At 61.6% G+C, this 15795-nt stretch carries 15 protein-coding genes; 12 read left to right on the forward strand and 3 right to left on the reverse strand.

Annotated features, from left to right (window positions below):
* Positions 1 to 56: 56 nt before the first annotated feature.
* Positions 57 to 563, forward strand: a complete 507-nt coding sequence (locus O7A70_RS29640) for an EF-hand domain-containing protein (RefSeq protein WP_337143504.1) — start codon at positions 57 to 59, stop codon at positions 561 to 563.
* A gap of 182 nt (positions 564 to 745) precedes the next feature.
* Here the strand turns inward: O7A70_RS29640 and O7A70_RS29645 are convergent, their stop codons facing one another.
* Both O7A70_RS29645 and O7A70_RS29650 read right to left on the reverse strand, forming a co-directional pair.
* Positions 746 to 1828: a sensor histidine kinase gene (locus O7A70_RS29645; RefSeq protein ID WP_337143505.1), complete on the reverse strand. Its 1083-nt coding sequence runs from the start codon at positions 1826 to 1828 to the stop codon at positions 746 to 748.
* A gap of 56 nt (positions 1829 to 1884) precedes the next feature.
* The gene (locus tag O7A70_RS29650; protein WP_337143506.1) at positions 1885 to 2121 is read right to left on the reverse strand and encodes a hypothetical protein; all 237 of its coding nucleotides are present in this window, start codon (positions 2119 to 2121) and stop codon (positions 1885 to 1887) included.
* A gap of 378 nt (positions 2122 to 2499) precedes the next feature.
* On the opposite strand from O7A70_RS29650, the gene O7A70_RS29655 reads away from it, so the two are divergent.
* Genes O7A70_RS29655 through O7A70_RS29665 form a run of 3 tightly spaced genes read left to right on the forward strand, consistent with a single transcriptional unit; the run spans position 2500 to position 4336 of the window.
* Entirely contained in the window at positions 2500 to 3111 is a 612-nt protein-coding gene (locus O7A70_RS29655; protein ID WP_337143507.1) for a hypothetical protein, read from the forward strand.
* Entirely contained in the window at positions 3108 to 3500 is a 393-nt protein-coding gene (locus O7A70_RS29660) for a phage holin family protein (protein WP_337143508.1), read from the forward strand. Before O7A70_RS29655 ends, O7A70_RS29660 begins: the two co-directional genes overlap by 4 nt.
* Positions 3497 to 4336, forward strand: a complete 840-nt coding sequence (locus O7A70_RS29665) for a hypothetical protein (RefSeq protein ID WP_337143509.1) — start codon at positions 3497 to 3499, stop codon at positions 4334 to 4336. Before O7A70_RS29660 ends, O7A70_RS29665 begins: the two co-directional genes overlap by 4 nt.
* Before the next feature lie 381 nt (positions 4337 to 4717).
* On the opposite strand, the gene mocR is transcribed toward O7A70_RS29665, so the two are convergent.
* A complete protein-coding gene (mocR, locus tag O7A70_RS29670) occupies positions 4718 to 6160 on the reverse strand; it encodes a rhizopine catabolism transcriptional regulator MocR (protein ID WP_337143510.1) in 1443 nt (480 codons plus the stop codon).
* Between the two features lie 273 nt (positions 6161 to 6433).
* Here mocR and iolE point away from each other — a divergent pair, with 273 nt between their 5' ends.
* From iolE to O7A70_RS29710, 8 genes are all read left to right on the forward strand, one after another.
* A complete protein-coding gene (gene iolE, locus O7A70_RS29675) occupies positions 6434 to 7342 on the forward strand; it encodes a myo-inosose-2 dehydratase (RefSeq protein ID WP_337143511.1) in 909 nt (302 codons plus the stop codon).
* A 27-nt stretch (positions 7343 to 7369) separates the two neighbouring features.
* Entirely contained in the window at positions 7370 to 8461 is a 1092-nt protein-coding gene (locus tag O7A70_RS29680) for an ABC transporter ATP-binding protein (protein ID WP_337143512.1), read from the forward strand.
* 1 nt (position 8462) lies between these two features.
* Positions 8463 to 9782, forward strand: coding sequence for an extracellular solute-binding protein (locus O7A70_RS29685; protein WP_337143513.1), 1320 nt, complete (start codon positions 8463 to 8465; stop codon positions 9780 to 9782).
* Positions 9782 to 10690, forward strand: coding sequence for a carbohydrate ABC transporter permease (locus O7A70_RS29690; protein WP_337143514.1), 909 nt, complete (start codon positions 9782 to 9784; stop codon positions 10688 to 10690). The genes O7A70_RS29685 and O7A70_RS29690 overlap by 1 nt, the downstream gene beginning before the upstream one ends.
* A complete protein-coding gene (locus O7A70_RS29695) occupies positions 10687 to 11505 on the forward strand; it encodes a carbohydrate ABC transporter permease (RefSeq protein ID WP_337143515.1) in 819 nt (272 codons plus the stop codon). The genes O7A70_RS29690 and O7A70_RS29695 overlap by 4 nt, the downstream gene beginning before the upstream one ends.
* A gap of 97 nt (positions 11506 to 11602) precedes the next feature.
* The gene (iolG, locus tag O7A70_RS29700) at positions 11603 to 12595 is read left to right on the forward strand and encodes an inositol 2-dehydrogenase (RefSeq protein ID WP_337143516.1); all 993 of its coding nucleotides are present in this window, start codon (positions 11603 to 11605) and stop codon (positions 12593 to 12595) included.
* A gap of 26 nt (positions 12596 to 12621) precedes the next feature.
* On the forward strand, positions 12622 to 13560 hold the full coding sequence (locus O7A70_RS29705) for a sugar phosphate isomerase/epimerase family protein (RefSeq protein ID WP_337143517.1): 939 nt from the start codon (positions 12622 to 12624) through the stop codon (positions 13558 to 13560).
* Positions 13561 to 14402: 842 nt separating this feature from the next.
* The coding region (locus tag O7A70_RS29710) for a VCBS domain-containing protein (protein ID WP_337143518.1) at positions 14403 to 15795 on the forward strand (1393 nt) is incomplete at its 3' end.

Genomic DNA, 15795 nt, shown 5'->3' on the forward strand with positions numbered 1-15795 from the left:
TGCTGGTTGGGCGGTACGCCGGGTAGTCGGCGTGGCAATCGTCAAAGGAGATCCCAATGGCACGACCCTTCACAACTACAGTATTAGCCGCGGCGTTCGCTATGCTCGCCTCGTCGGCTTTTGCTCAATCGACAGATCCCAAGCCCGCAGTACCAGCCCAGAATCAGACCGCCGGAGAGGCCGGACAGAACCAGGACGCTATGCGTCGGATGATGCGCCAGATGATGGGTGAGATGCTGCAGGAGAGGACAGAAATGGACCGAGGCCCTGGGCCAGAGCGGCTGCATAGCGTCCCAACGCTTCAGGACGACGAAATGAGCGATCGTGAAACGCGGCGCATGAGACATGGCCGCAGAGCGGCAGCCGATATGATGCAGGGCGCAAAAATACGCATCATGTTTGCTGTCATTGACACCAATGGTGATGGTGCGCTGTCGCAGACGGAGGTTCAGGATTTCATTGGGCGGATTTTCAACGCTGTCGACGAGGACGGCGATGAAAGCGTCGACATGCAGGAACTCCAATCCTTCTCCCATGGCGGAGGAGACCAAGACCAACGTTAGGCCCGTCAGGGTCTATCGTCGCGGACCGACCCCACGAACCCCGGAGGGGTGGTTGCTCGTTAGAGGAAGAGAGAAGAGCCAAAACCTGTTGCGTGCCTTCCGTCGACTTTCTGCGATTAACTTAAGGCAGGTCGACCAGTTTCAACGTGGGAGAAGAAGAACGGGTTCGGTTGTAATCCAGCCTAGCCTTCGGCGGCAGAGCGCTTGAACACGATTGTGACCCGCGTGCCTTCGTCAGCGCTGGAAGTCACATGGAACTCCGCTTTGGCGTTCTCGCTCAGCGACTGTGCAATGAGCGCGCCGAGCTTGCCTTGCTTGGGCCAGCTCTCGCCTTCCGGCAACCCGATCCCATCATCGGCAACGACGATGCGGCAACCATCGCCGTTTACGACGCTGTGCAGGGTGATCGTCCCACTGTCGCGCCCGCGAAATGCATGCTTGAGCGCATTGGTCAGCAGTTCGTTGACCACCAAGCCGGTGGGCATAGCAACGTTGACCGAGACCGGATAGGTGTCCACTTTCATGTCGAGGCGAATGCCCTCGACGGCATGCGAGGCCATTACGGCCGACGCGATCTGACTGAGATAAACGCCGAGATCGACCTCCTCCTTGTGCTCCTCGCCCGAAAGGGTCTGATAAAGGATGGCCAGGGCGTCGACGCGGCCGGCCAGTCTTTCGAAGCGGTTGCGGTGCGGCTCGGTCGCATTGCGTGTTTCGAGGCGGATCAGGGCGGTGATCATCTGCAGATTGTTCTTCACCCGGTGCTGCAATTCCCGCAACAGCGTGTCCTTCTCGCGAACGCGCTCCTCGATCGAGCGCGCATCTTCGGTCTCGCCATGGGCCGAGACGTCGACCAGAGCCACCAGCCGGAAGCAGGCTCTGCCATTGTCATCCTCGATGACGTTGGAATAGACGTCGACGATTGCAGGCTTGTCCTCGCCCCGCTCCAGTCGGAAGGTCCCGACGAAATCGGTTTCGTCGACCACCGCACTTGATAGCGCGCGATCCTTCTGCTGGTGCAGGCCGATGCCGGAAAGTGCCGCCCAATGCTTCTGGGCGAGCTTGGCCGCCTTCAGACCGGACAGTTTCTCGAACTCCGGATTGGCATAGACGACACGTTCTTGCCCGCTGACATCCGAAACGGCGATTGCAATTGGCACCTGGTCGAGGAACTTCTTGAATTGTTCGCTTTCAAGCGCGCTGGCAAGGTCCGGCGTTTCGAGCAACTGCTCGACCGTCTCCGCCTTATCCGAATTCGATGTCATCTGGTGCATCCAGGAATTTTCCGGCTGCCATCAATATCAGCGAAGCCTTGCGCGGGCTATCGCCAAAGCGGCACTGCTATCGGCTTCATGAGTAGGCCGGCACCAGCCTGATCTCGCGCAATGGCAGCGCCATGGTGAAAATGCAGGCCCTCCCGAAGATAATTCAGCTGGATGCTGGCATCGCATTGCACTGCCACCACCCTCGCCAGCAGCGTCGTGCCGAAACCGCGCCGTGTTGGCGGCTCGACGTTGGGGCCGTCCAGTTCCTTCCAGTCGAGATTGACGATCTGCATGTCGCCCGCCTTGCTGGATGCGCTTTGCAGTGCGCTTTGTATCACATCTGCGCTTTGACGGCCCATCAGCCCAGCTAGCTGCCCAGCGACGGCGTCGCGCGCAGCCAAGCCCGCGACGGCACCAGCGATTTCTCTCACGCGCACTTTGATGGTGGCTTAATGGATTGGCTCGGAAGGCATTCTTCTCAGAAGGAACTTTCGGCAACTCTGCCTGCGTTGCTCTTGGACCTCAAAAAGCTCTTTGCCGACGGAACATCGCAGGTTCCATGAAGTTGGGCAGCACGGAGGAACGTGCCATGAACAGTGTCATCTATCTTATCGGCCTCGTCGTTGTCGTGCTCGCGGTCCTCTCCTTCCTCGGTTTTCACTAGGTGACCCATGCAACGTAATGATGGCCAGGGCCGTAAACCCACTGATTTCGACAAGGCGACAACTGACGTTTCCGACAGGCTTGATCGGGAACAAGAGCGCGCGAGCGAGTTGCTTCACAATGCTCGCGACGAATTGAGCCGCAAGGCTGGCGACTACGCGACAGAAGCCACGCAGGTTGTTTCAGACAAGGCGCAGGAGACGCAGCGCGACATCGCATCGAGCTTGGCGGCGTTGGGCGGCGCCCTACGCGCGGCCAGTGATCACCTGGCCAACAATGATGAAAGGACTGCATCGAAATTTGCCTTGGACGCCGCCGGCGGCCTGGAGCGGCTTTCCTCCTCGTTGAAACAAAAACCGTTCGGCCAGGTGCTTGAGGATGTGCAGTCCTTCGGCAGGCAAAACCCCGGGGCCCTGCTCGCTGGCTCCGTATTGGCCGGATTGGCGCTTGGACGCTTCATGAAAGCTTCCCCTCCGACGAGCCCCCAAGCAGCTCGGAGTGCCTCCCGAGAAGCCAACACCCAGACCGCTCGATCTGCTGATCGGTCGACGGACGGGTCCCGAGGACATGACCGCACAGATGACGATCTGGCCACGCAGCATGCGGAGCAAGACAGATGAACACGCAGGACAATCCCAGCCTCGCGACCCTGGTGACCGACTTGGCCCAAAACGTCACCACGCTGGTGCAAACCGAAGCCAGGCTTCTGCGGGCCGAGCTGTCAGAAAAGCTTACCAAGACGGGCGCTGGCGCCGCCGAGGTGCTGGGCGGAGCAATCTGCCTGCTCGCGGCCCTGATCGTGCTGCTGCAAGCACTGGTCATCGCATTGACGCGGGCAGGGCTGGGCGCCGGGTGGTCCTCCCTGTTGGTCGGCGTGGTGGTGGCAATTCTTGGCGTTATCCTGCTGCGCACCGGGACGGCAAGCATGGCGCCTTCCGAACTGACTCCCGAGCGGACCCAGGAACAGCTCAGGCGCGACGCGAATGTGATCAAGGAACAAGTGAGATGACCGAGAAATCCGCAGCCGAACTTGAACGCGAGGCGGAGGCCGCGCGCGCCAGGGTGGTGGAAACCGCCGAATCCATTCGAGGCAAGATGACACCGGGGCAATTGCTGGACGAATTCACCGGCATCTTCTCCGGGGGAGAAAGTTCGGCCATGCTCGACAACCTGAGAACACAGGTCAGGGACAATCCTTTGCCCGTGACCATGGTGGGCGCAGGTCTGGCTTGGCTGATGCTGGGCAGCGGTCCGTCGAACGGCAGCCGCGGCCCGGCCGCGTATGCGGCGACTACTCCCCCCAGCAGGCGTGACGAGGCGGAGGGGGCCGGCTTGGGCAGCACGCTCTCCGAAACCGCTGAATCGCTCTCGTCGGCCGCAAGCAGCGTTGGCGCCACAATATCAGGAGCAGCAAGGGGGGCCGCCGAAGGACTGACGAGCAACGCTGCCAGTGCAGGATCGACGGCCGGCGACATGGCTGCGAAAGCCAGCCGCTCGGCACAGGTGCTATTGAATGATCAGCCCTTGGCCGTTGCGGCGGTCGGTCTCGCCATCGGCGCCGCGATAGGCGCCATGCTGCCCCATACCGCGATGGAGGATGAGCAACTGGGCGGATATCGCGAGAAGCTTCGCCAGAGCTCGGAGAGCATGCTCGAGCAAGGCGTCGATCAGGCCAAGCACGTTGCCGCAGACGCCTATGAGACGATCAAGCAGGAAGCTGGACGGCAGGACACGCAACCAGGCACGGTGGCCGACCAGATTGGTGAAATCGTCAAGTCCGCGGCTGACACGACGGAGCAGTCCGTACGGGAAAGGATCTCTCTCCCTCCAGAGCAAAAGTCCTAGGTGTGTAGTTCCCAACTGCGATGATATAAAACAGGGTCGGAGCCATCGGGGTCTTTTGGTCGGCCACATTAGGATAGCTTTTCAACATTGGCCGATAGGTGAACTAACCTTTGCCGGTAGGGTCGAGCCGGCCGCACAACAGGCTCCAGAGGAGCATTCGGCGCATAGCCGACCACGCTGTGCAGCGGGATCGGCGACGGCGGACTGCAGCGAAGCGGCAAGTCTCAACAAACCTTGTAAATCCTCTGGGCCTGCCATTCAGTCCGCCCAATTTCCGGATGTTTCACCCTTCAGACAACCCGGAAGTAGTTAGCGCCGAGTAGTTGGCAACACTCGACCAATCTGGCGGCGCCAACCACCAGTTCATGGCGGCAGACGGACTCACGACAAAGTCCGCACGTGCTCGATGGCCTGGCGTAGACGTCGGATACCCGCTTCGCTCTCGGCCTTGTTGCAGGCGGCATAGCCAAGCACCAGGCCATTGCCCGACGATGACCAGTAATATTTCGACAGCGGCGATGCGTTGACACCGAGTTTGTCAGCGCAATGCACGACCGCCCGATCGTCGCAACGTTCGTGAAGCGAGGCAACGACCTGGATACCGGCTTCCGCCGCCGAAAGGGTCATGTGATCGGCCAGTTCGGTCTCGCACAATTCGTAGAAAAGCTTACGTCGCTCGGCGTAGATGCGACGCATGCGCTTGAGGTGGCGGCTCATGTGGCCCTCATCGATGAAATCGGCCAGCGCCGCCTGAAGCACCAGGGGTGCGAACTGCCCGGTGGTGCTCAGTGCATGCGGAATGCCCTTGCACAAGGCGGTGGGCAAGACCATGAACCCCAGCCTGAGCGCTGGAAACAGCAGCTTGGCAAAGGTGCCGACATAGATGACCCGGTCAGCGTAATCCATGCTCTGTATGGCGGGGACCGGCCTTCCCTGAAATCTGTACTCGCCGTCGAAATCATCTTCGATGATCCAGGAATTGTTGCGCTCGGCGATTTCGAACAGTCGCAGCCGCTGGTCCATGCGCATCGTGATCCCCAAGGGATGCTGGCAGGCGGGCGTCACATAGATCAGGCGCGGTGAAACCTCGGGCGGGCTCATCTGCCAGCCGTCGTGGTCAACGACAAGCGGCACAATATTGGCACCAGCGACGGTGAAAGTCGCCTTGGCCGCGTAATAGCCCGGTTCCTCCAGCCAGACCGTGTCGCCCGGATCGAGCAGCAGACGCGCCAGCAGATCGAACGCCGCCTGTGCTCCCGTCGTCACGACGATCTGTTCGGGAGAACACCGCACCCCCCTGGCCGAGATCAGATAGCCGGCAATCGCCTCCTTGAGCGCCGGCAGGCCGGTCACATGATAGGTACCGAACAACATGTCGGCGCCAAACGTTGCCCGGCGTGCGAGCAGCCTGCCCCAGACGCCAAACGGGAAGTTTTGCGGGTCCGGCATGCCCGGATGAAAGGCAAAGCGTCCCGGCGATCCGTGATGGAAGGGTTGCTGCATCAGGCTCTCGCCGCGCTTGGAAAGCGGTCGATGGACTGCCGTGGCAATGGGTTTGCTGCCCTGATCGGTCGAGTTCACGGGCAGGTCGATGACCACCGCGCGCGCGCCCTGCCGGGTTACCAGATAGCCTTCCGTCGCCAACTGGTCATACGCACCTACGATAGTGTTACGGGCGAGGCCCAGATCCTCAGCCAGCGCGCGCGTCGATGGCAATTCCGATCCCGGCGCCAGGCGACGCCCACGGATCATGTCGGCAATCTGCCGATAGAGCTGGCGATGGATCGGTTCATCGATTGTCCGATCGATAATCAGCGCGTCCATCGGAAAAGCTTGGCGCCTTCGCCTTGATATCTGCATCGGAAAGGCCTCGCGGCTAGAGAGCGGATCGAGCTTAGGCGCGCGCCGCGCCAATTGAAACTGGCACCTTCACTTCCCGCCAAACTGGCTCTCGCGATGGAGACAGATCGGCGCCTAAATGAAAAGCAAGAGGGAACGACTGGCCAGACAGACCACAAGCGGAACGCCTTCACCGACCTGATTGGTTCGGATGAGGCGCCGCCAGCAATGGCGTGGCCTGTACGATGAGGAGCGATAATGGCTGTCCGCATAGGCATAAATCCGATCACATGGAGCAACGACGACGTGCCCGAGCTGGGCGGGGATATACCACTCGAGGTCTGCCTTTCCGAAACGGCCGAAGCCGGCTATGCGGGAACGGAGCTCGGCGGCAAGTTCCCGCGTGCCAGCAAGGCGCTGGCTGCGGTTCTCGCGGCCCATGGCCTTGAACTGGTCTCCGGCTGGTACGATGGCCGGATCTGCGAAAAGGAGGTCGAGGAGGAATTCGACGCCATCCTGCCGCATCTGATGCTGCTGCGCGACCTCGGCGCCAAGCACGTCGTCTACGCCGACACATCGCGCGGCCGCCATGGCGCCATTCACGATCCGATCTCACAGCGTCCCAAGCTTGCCGACGGCGAGTGGAAGTCCTACGGCAACAAGATAACGCGACTGGCCGAACGGTTCGCGGATTTCGGCGTCGGCATGGCCTTTCACCATCACATGGGAACCATCATCGAGACGGATCACGAGATCGGCAGGCTGATGGCCAGTTCAGGGCAAGCCGTTGGCCTCCTCTATGACACCGGCCATTGCCTGTTTTCCGGCGGCGATCCCGAGGCGCTGCTGCGGCGGCATGTCGGCCGCGTCGTCCACGTGCACTGCAAGGATGTGCGACCGGATGTGCTGAAGCGCGCTCGCGCCCTGGATATGAGCTTCATGGGCGCGGTGATGGAAGGCATCTTCACCGTGCCAGGAGATGGGTCCATTGACTATTTGACGCTTTTGCGGGTGCTGGCCGACAATGGCTATGCCGGCTGGCTGGTGGTCGAGGCCGAACAGGATCCTGGCAAGGCCCATCCGCTTACCTATGCGACGATGGGCTATCGCAACCTGCGCGACCTGGCCCTCACGGCCGGTTTCGAGGTCAAGGAACGGGAGAACTGATACCCTTCGGGGCGCTGGGGAGCGGCAATGAGTTCTGTCCTGTACAAAGGTGTGGTCAAGAACTACGGCGCGCTGAACGTCTTGCGCTCGCTTGACCTTGCCGTCCCCGACCACATGTTCCTGGCCCTGCTCGGTCCTTCGGGTTGCGGCAAGACGACGGCGCTGCGCATCCTGGCCGGCCTCGACATGCCAAGCGCCGGCAAGCTCTTCATCGGCGAGCGTGAGGTCACCCGGCTGCAGCCGCGCGACCGCGACATCGCCATGGTCTTCCAGAGCTATGCGCTCTATCCGCAGATGACTGTTGGCGAGAACATCGGCTATCCGCTGTGGATCCGCAGCATGCCGGACAGCGAGCGCCGCACCAAGATCGATGAGGTCGCAGCGGTTCTCGAGATCGGCCACCTGCTCGATCGGCGGCCGCGCCAGCTCTCCGGCGGCCAGAGGCAGCGCGTGGCGCTTGCGCGCGCGATCGTTCGCGATCCGGCGGCCTTCCTCATGGACGAGCCGCTATCGAACCTGGACGCAAGGTTGCGCCTGACCATGCGCGGCGAGATCAAGCGGCTTTGTCAGCGGCTCGGCGCAACTACCCTCTATGTCACCCACGACCAGGTGGAGGCCTTGACCATGGCGGACTTCGTCGCGGTGATGCACGGCGGGGAGCTGCAGCAGATGGCTCCGCCGGCCGACATCTACGACCGCCCGGCCAACCGTTTCGTCGCCACCTTCGTCGGCAATCCACCGATGAACATCCTTCCGGTCACACTGGCCGACGAAGGCATCGCGATCGGTGGAACGCCGGTTGCGATTCCCGCCGCCCGGCTGGCGGCATGCCGCGCGGCGCAAGTGGTCGAGATCGGGCTGCGGCCGGAAGATATGAGCGTTTCAAAGCCAGGCGCGCCCAACGCACTGCCCGGGGAGATCTATGTCGTCGAACCCATGGGCAACGAGACGTTGGTCAACGTCCGGCTTGGCGGCGGCAATGTCTCGGTCCGCGCTGGCCGCGACTTCAGGGGCGCGGTCGGCGCCAATATCGCGGTCACCTTCGATGTGTCGAACGCATGCTTCTTCAATTCGGCCGGCCTGACAGCCGTCCACAGGGTCAACAGTGATGGAGAGTGAAATGACACAGTCCAGCAGAAGCAGACTTACTCGCCGCTCCGTACTCAAGGGAGGACTTGGCTTGGCGCTTGCCAGCACCGCCCTTACCGCAATCGGCCTGCCTGTACCGGTCAGGGCGGCCGGCAAGAAGGTGATCATCGGCGCTTTCGCCGATGGCGGCCTGACGCCGTTCAAACAGAAGATCATCCCGCTCGCCAAGAATGCCGGCTTCGATATCGAATTCCTCGAGGATGAATATGGCGTGACGCTGGAGAAGTGGTTCGCCGACGCCAAGAACAGCGCCGGCCAGTACGACCTCTACCTTCTCGACGATCCATGGGTGCCGCAGTTCGGCGCGGCCAACGTGCTCGAGGATCTCGGCGCGGCCGGCATCGACGGCGGCGACAAGGATTGGATCGGCTCGATGATCGACATGGGCTACTGGCCGCCGCAGAAGGGCGCACGCGTGAGAGGCTTCGAAACTGCCACGCCAACGCTGATCTGCGTGCCGTTCGTCGGCGATCTGCAGACCCTGACCTACCGCAACGATGTCTACACGAGCGGTGCGCCGAAGACCTGGGACGAAGTCATCGCCAAGGGCAAGGAAGGCGTTGCGGCTGGCAAGATCAAATATCCGGTCGTGTTCCGCGGTGTTTCCGGAAATCCGATCGTGACCAGCTGGTATCCGGTCTTCCTGTCGTTTGGCGGATCCTTCTTCGACGACAAATGGAACCCGGTCTTCAATTCCGCCGAAGGCAAGGCCTCCGCCGAATTCTTCGTCGGCACCATGAAGCAGAACGCGCCGAGCGGCGTCGTCGAATTCGACTCGGATCAGGAAGGTGCGGCGATCCTGGGCGGCGACGCCGGCGCGATCATCCAGTATTCGGGCAATGCGCTGAAGGCCGACGATCCGACGCAGACCAAAGTGGCGGGCAAGCTCGATTTCGGTGTCGTGCCGAAGCAGACTGCGGCGATCGCCCAGATGGGCATCTTCATCGCCGGCATTCCGAAATCGGCGCCCAACAAGGCCAATTCGGTCGAATTCCTGAAGTGGTATGTCAGCGCCGACATTCAGGCCAAGCTGTCGGAAGCAGGTTCCATTCCGGTCAAGCGCAGCGCCTTCGGCATTGCCAAGCCCGGCAACCGGCTGATCCCGGTCGCTCTGCAGCAACTCGACGCCGGCGCGCTGCCGCGGCCGCGCACGCCAGACTGGGCCAAGGTCGAGGAACTGCTCGGCATCGAGCTCAACAAGGCGCTGCAGGCTGGCTCGGGTGGCGGGGCCGCATTGGACAATGCCGCCAAGCAGGTCAAGGACTACCTGTCTTCGGTCGGCTACTATTGATGGCAAACGGCGGGACGCAGAGCCGCAAATACCGTCTGCAGGGGGCGGGGCTCGACCTCGCCCTCCCTTATCTCATGCTGGCGCCAGGCGTGCTGATCGTGCTTGGCGTGCTCGTCTATCCCTTGTGGGACGGTCTGCGCGCCAGCACCAAGGTCTATCGCTACGGCTCGGTCGTCGCCGATGTCGGCATGCAGAACTACATCCAGCTGTGGAGCGATCCGCAGTTTCTGAACGCGCTCTGGGTGACGGTCGAATTCGTCGCCCTGTCGGTCATCTTCGAGGCGATCCTGGGCTTTGCCCTGGCGCTATTTTGCCTGCGGGAATTTCGCGGCATCCGCTTGCTCAGAACCATTTTGATCATCCCGATGGTGATCACGCCGGTCGTCGTCGCCATCGTCTTCAGGCTGATCTATGCCAGCGACGCCGGTATGCTGACGGCGATCTCCGAGTGGATGGGCGGCGGCCAGGTGCAGATCCTCGGCAGCCCCGTCAAGGCCTTCATCGGCCTCGTCGTTCTCGATGTCTGGGAATGGACGCCCCTGATGTTCCTGATCCTGCTGGCCGGCCTGCAGTCGCTGCCGCACGAACCCTTCGAGGCTGCCCGCGTCGACGGCGCCGGCAACTGGCGGGTGTTTGCCGACCTGACCTTTCCGATGATGCGGCCCGTGCTGGCGATCGCCATCGTGCTTCGAACGATCGACGCCTTCGGCACGTTCGACCAGGTGTTCGTGCTCACCCGGGGCGGACCGGGCGAGGCGACGCGGCTGGTCTCGATCTATGGCTACGACACTGCCTTCAAGTTCCAGCAGACGGGTTATGCGGCAGCACTTTTCGTCACCATCGGTCTCGTGGTGCTTGCCCTGGCCTTTAGCGCCGTGCGGCTTTTGCGCAGGGTCGACGCATCATGAACAGTCGTCTGACCCGCATCGGGGTAATGAGCGCGGTGCTGGCCATCGTCCTCTTGCCGATCTACTGGCTCGTCTCGACCTCGCTGAAGTCCAATCGCGAGATCACCCAGGAAGGCACGCTCTATCCGCATGTTCCGACACTGGACAATTACATCAGGCTGTTCACGGAGAAGCAGTTTGGCGCCTATCTGACCAACTCGCTGGTGGTGACATTCTTCTCCGTGGCGATCGCCCTGGTCGCCGGCGCCATGGGCGCCTATGCGATCGCCCGCTTTCGCTTGCCTTTCGCGATGGAGCGCAAGGTCGGCTTGTTCCTGCTGACGCTGCGCATCGTGCCGCCGGTCGTCATCCTGATCCCGGTCTATCTGCTGATGCTCAAGCTCGGCCTGCTCGACAGCTGGTTGGGTTTGATCGCCACCTACACCGCCTTCAACATCACCTTCTGCGTCTGGATGATGGAGAGCTTTTTTCGCGAAATCCCCGTGGACCTCGAGGAAGCCGCTATGGTCGACGGTGATTCCCGCTTCGGTGCGTTCCGGCGCATCACCTTGCCGCTGGCAGCACCCGGCCTCGCGGCGACCGCCATCTTTGCCGTGCTTGTCACTTTCAACGAATTCCTGTTCGCGCTGGCGCTGACGGCCACGCCGCGGGCGATGACGATGCCGCGCGGCACCGCCACGCTGATCGGCCGCATCGACACCGACTGGGCCTCGATGTCGGCGGCCGGCGTCATCGGCGCGCTGCCGATCGTCTTCTTCGCGCTCCTGGTGCAGCGCCATCTGGTTCGCGGGCTGACCATGGGAGCCGTCAAATGACGACCCTGCTGGGCAGCCACTCACCTCAATCAAGTCGCCGTCCCGGCCACGCTCAAGGCCGCCCGACACCACGCGGCCTTTCAGGGAAATCAAGCGCATGATCGATGTCTGTCTATTCGGAGCGGGCCTTATCGGCCAGGTGCATGCAGCCAACCTGGCGCGCCATCCCCGGGTGCGCCTGCGCTACATCGTTGATCCGAACACCGAGGCCGCTTCGAAGGTCTCGGCCCTAACAGGAGCTGAGATCGCCGACACCCAGACCGCGATCAATGACCCATCGATCCGCATGGTTTTCATTGCTTCGGCAACGAGAACGCATGCGGACCTGGCCATGGCCGCGGCCGCCAAGGGCAAGGCGATCTTCTGTGAAAAGCCGATCGATCTTGATCTCAAGCGCACGGATCAATGTCTGGTGGCTGTCGAGAAGGCAGGTGTGCCCTTTCAGATCGGATTCAACCGTCGGTTCGACCCCAGTTTTCGGGCGCTGAAGGCGCGCCTTGCGCAAGGCGAGATCGGCGCCGTTGAACAGATCATTATCACCAGCCGGGATCCGGAACCGGAAACCGAGGAAGCGCTGGCCGGGGGAGGGGGCGTCTTCCGGGAGATGACCATCCACGACTTCGACATGGCACGAAACCTGTTGGGCGAGGAGCCGGTGGAGCTCTTCGCGACCGGGTCGTCACTTGTCGCGCCGCAATATGCCAAGCTGGGCGACTACGATACCGCGATGTTCGTGCTGCGCACGGCGTCCGGCCGGCAGTGTCACATTAACAACAGCGTCAGGGCCGCCTACGGCTACGACCAGCGCATCGAGGTGCATGGCGCGGATGGGATGCTGCGAGCCGGCAACAGGATCCCGACATCGGTCGAACTATCAGGCGCAAAGGCGATATCGCGCGACAAGCCCTACTACTTCTTCGTTGAGCGCTATGCCGAGTCCTACGCTGCCGAGATCGATCATTTCATTATCTGCGTCGAAACAGGACGACGGCCGGACGTCACGGCAAGCGACGGCCGCAAAGCGATGATCCTGTGCGAGGCAGCGCTTGCCTCCGCCAAGTCGGGCAGGTTCGAGACCGTCAGGTTTTAGTGCAAATCGAAACGAGGAGCTTCCAGATGAAGATCGGGATGATTACAGACAGCCTCGCCGACCTCTCATTCGACGAGATGCTGCGCGCCTCGGCCGAGCTTGGACTTCAGACATTGGAGTTCGCCTGCGGCAACTGGTCGTCGGCGCCCCATATCGACCTGCAGGCCATGCTGGCGAGCGCGGCCACGCGCAAGGAATTCGTTGCCAAGATCCGGGATCACGGACTGACGATTGCAGCGCTCAATTGCTCGGGCAATCCACTGCACCCGGGACCGCAGGGGAACGTCCACCATAGCGTGACACGGGACACCATTCGGCTGGCCGGCCTGATGGAGATCGATCGTGTAATAATGATGTCGGGCCTGCCGGGCGGACCGGGTGACGCCAACCCGAACTGGATCATCACCGATTGGCCGCCGGAATGCCTCAAGATCCTGCGCTATCAGTGGGAAGAGCGGATAATTCCCTACTGGCGCGACCTCGTAGCGTTTTCAAACAATGTCGGCATTCACAAACTGTGCCTGGAGCTGCATGGCCATCAGGCCGTGTACAATGTCCAGACATTGTTCAAGCTCCGTGACGCTGTCGGAGAAACGGTCGGCGCCAACTATGACCCCAGTCATCCGCTGTGGATGGGCGCGGACCCGATTGCCGCCATTCGAGCGCTCGGCTCGGCCATCTACTATGTCCACGCCAAGGATACCCGGATTGAGCCAATCACCGCGGCCATCGACGGCACGCTCGATCCGCGCCCCCCAAACCTCTATGCCGAACGGGCCTGGAATTACATCACACTCGGATACGGCCACGGTGAGACCTGGTGGCGGCAGTTTTGTACCGCGCTCAAGCAGGTTGGCTACGACGATGTCTTGTCAATCGAGCACGAGGACATGATGTTGCCCGCGATGGAAGGTATGCGAAAATCCGTTGCGCTCCTGCGCAACGTCGCAATCAACCTTTCATAAAGCGGGAACTTGCCAAGATTCGGGCTGAGAGAGCACCGCCCGTTACCTCAACTCGACGATCAATTGGCGATCTTCGAACAGGCCGAGCTTTCGCGCCGTCCCAAGTGCTCATGACGAATCGACTCTGATCCTCCGGGCGCCATTGTCGTTATTTGGGTGGCGAATCTGTCGGTCATGGGACCAATCTGCCGCGTCGGATCGCAACAGCCCCGAGAGTCCCGTTAGAGTGGATGGCCGAGTAGCCGCAACATCTTCTCTACGGCCTCACGATAAAGGGCGGCCCCATCATATTATCGCAACATGCGTCCTACGCGGCACTCCTCGCCGGGGCCGTCGGTCCAGCGTCCCGCCTGTGGCGGCGCTATGCTGACGCTCCTACGGCTGCCCTCTTACGTCGCCGCAGTCGGTCCCGCGCCGAAAATGCTAATAAATCACAGTTCTTGGTACGTTCTCTGGGCCACCGCGGCCGTGGCTCTGCTTCAACATTTAACTATTAACTGTTTGCAAACTACGACGTTGACGTTTCCAGCATCATAGAGTTAATAATCTCCTAATATAAGAACCGTCTAAAATCGCTGATCGGAAACCGACGTTTTAGACGAGCAATTGGGGCAGGGAGACGTAGCGCAGCGATCACCGTGTCGCAGCCGCCATCAAGCGATCATCATCCGCAAGCTCCAGCCGGCTCTTCTTCCGGCAGGCTCGCTGATGATGCACTGCACTTCACTTCCAACCCAGCAGTGTGCCGATCTTTGGGATCGACGCTCGGATAGAGCGTGGTCGTACAGGACTATCAACATACAGGCGTAGGGGCGTCTGCGTAAAAAAACAGGGGTTGAAAAATGGCTACTCAGGTCACCGGTGCCGGCGGTACTACGACGTCGTTCTCCAATACACCGCAGGCACAGGACGATGCCTTCATCTTTTCGGAAGACGTGAACGGCAGTGTACTTGTCCTGAATGTGCTGGCGAATGATTCTGGCGGGGCGGCCAAGCAGCTCTACTCGATCGACAACGCAGATAGCGCTCTTACGGCGACGAAAACACCCGCGCCGTCGGACCTGCTCATTCGTGATGCCGCCTATTCGAGTGATGCTGCGGCACTCGCTGTTCCTGTCGCGACCGCGGAAACGAGTTCCTTGGGCGCACGGATCTGGATCGGCACGGATGGTATGATCCACTACGACAAGGCGGATATCGACGCGAAAATTCAGGCGCTTGGGGCAGGCCAGGTTCTTACCGACAAGCTAACTTATGCCATTCAACTCGGCAACGGCACGCTGAGCTGGGCTACGGCCACCGTTCAGTTCACCGGTACCAACGACAAGGCGGTGATGGGCGCTGCCACTCTTGTCGGCGCCGTCACCGAGGATGCCCACACGCCGACCGAGACCGCGACCGGCACCATCGCATTTGGCGACGTCGACCTTACCGACGTGCATCTGGCCTCGGCGGTGTTCAAGGGCACCGACTATAGCGGCCAGCTCGGCTCGCTGAACGCGGTCAAGACCACCGACACCACCGGCACCGGCTCCGGCGGTCTTGTCACCTGGACCTTCACTGCTGCGGATTCGGCCCTCGACAAGCTCGCGGCCGGCCAGGTTGTGCATGAGACCTATACGGTCACGCTCGACGACCAGCATGGCGGTGTCGTCACCCGCGATGTCGTTATTACCATCACCGGCACCAACGACGCGCCGGTGATTGGCGCTGCCAGTCTTGTTCGCGCCGTCACCGAGGATGCCCACACGCCGACCGAGACCGCGACCGGCACCATCGCATTTGGCGACGTCGACCTTACCGACGTGCATCTGGCCTCGGCGGTGTTCAAGGGCACCGACTATAGCGGCCAGCTCGGCTCGCTGAACGCGGTCAAGACCACCGACACCACCGGCACCGGCTCCGGCGGTCTTGTCACCTGGACCTTCACTGCTGCGGATTCGGCCCTCGACAAGCTCGCGGCCGGCCAGGTTGTGCATGAGACCTATACGGTCACGCTCGACGACCAGCATGGCGGTGTCGTCACCCGCGATGTCGTTATCACCATCACCGGCACCAACGACGCGCCGCAGATCACCTCGGCCGCGCAGTCCGGCAATGTCTCGGAAGGCGATGATCTTCCGGCCACGGCGCAGGTCGCGACCGGCAAGGTCACCTTCAGCGACGTCGACACCAGCGACAGCCACACCCTTTCGGTGAGCGCCGCCGCCGCCCATGGCACGGCCAGCGTCGATC

The sequence above is a fragment of the Mesorhizobium sp. Cs1299R1N1 genome (genome assembly GCF_037179655.1).
GTDB classification, from domain to species: domain Bacteria; phylum Pseudomonadota; class Alphaproteobacteria; order Rhizobiales; family Rhizobiaceae; genus Mesorhizobium; species Mesorhizobium salmacidum.

Coding starts and splice junctions, on each gene's coding strand:
- O7A70_RS29655 (WP_337143507.1), top strand. CDS start 2,500: ATGCAACGTAATGATGGCCAGGGCCGTAAACCCACTGATTTCGACAAG.
- mocR (WP_337143510.1), bottom strand. CDS start 6,160: ATGGACGCGCTGATTATCGATCGGACAATCGATGAACCGATCCATCGC.
- iolG (WP_337143516.1), top strand. CDS start 11,603: ATGATCGATGTCTGTCTATTCGGAGCGGGCCTTATCGGCCAGGTGCAT.
- O7A70_RS29645 (WP_337143505.1), bottom strand. CDS start 1,828: ATGACATCGAATTCGGATAAGGCGGAGACGGTCGAGCAGTTGCTCGAA.
- O7A70_RS29690 (WP_337143514.1), top strand. CDS start 9,782: ATGGCAAACGGCGGGACGCAGAGCCGCAAATACCGTCTGCAGGGGGCG.
- O7A70_RS29705 (WP_337143517.1), top strand. CDS start 12,622: ATGAAGATCGGGATGATTACAGACAGCCTCGCCGACCTCTCATTCGAC.
- O7A70_RS29680 (WP_337143512.1), top strand. CDS start 7,370: ATGAGTTCTGTCCTGTACAAAGGTGTGGTCAAGAACTACGGCGCGCTG.
- iolE (WP_337143511.1), top strand. CDS start 6,434: ATGGCTGTCCGCATAGGCATAAATCCGATCACATGGAGCAACGACGAC.
- O7A70_RS29640 (WP_337143504.1), top strand. CDS start 57: ATGGCACGACCCTTCACAACTACAGTATTAGCCGCGGCGTTCGCTATG.
- O7A70_RS29685 (WP_337143513.1), top strand. CDS start 8,463: ATGACACAGTCCAGCAGAAGCAGACTTACTCGCCGCTCCGTACTCAAG.
- O7A70_RS29660 (WP_337143508.1), top strand. CDS start 3,108: ATGAACACGCAGGACAATCCCAGCCTCGCGACCCTGGTGACCGACTTG.
- O7A70_RS29665 (WP_337143509.1), top strand. CDS start 3,497: ATGACCGAGAAATCCGCAGCCGAACTTGAACGCGAGGCGGAGGCCGCG.
- O7A70_RS29650 (WP_337143506.1), bottom strand. CDS start 2,121: ATGCAGATCGTCAATCTCGACTGGAAGGAACTGGACGGCCCCAACGTC.
- O7A70_RS29695 (WP_337143515.1), top strand. CDS start 10,687: ATGAACAGTCGTCTGACCCGCATCGGGGTAATGAGCGCGGTGCTGGCC.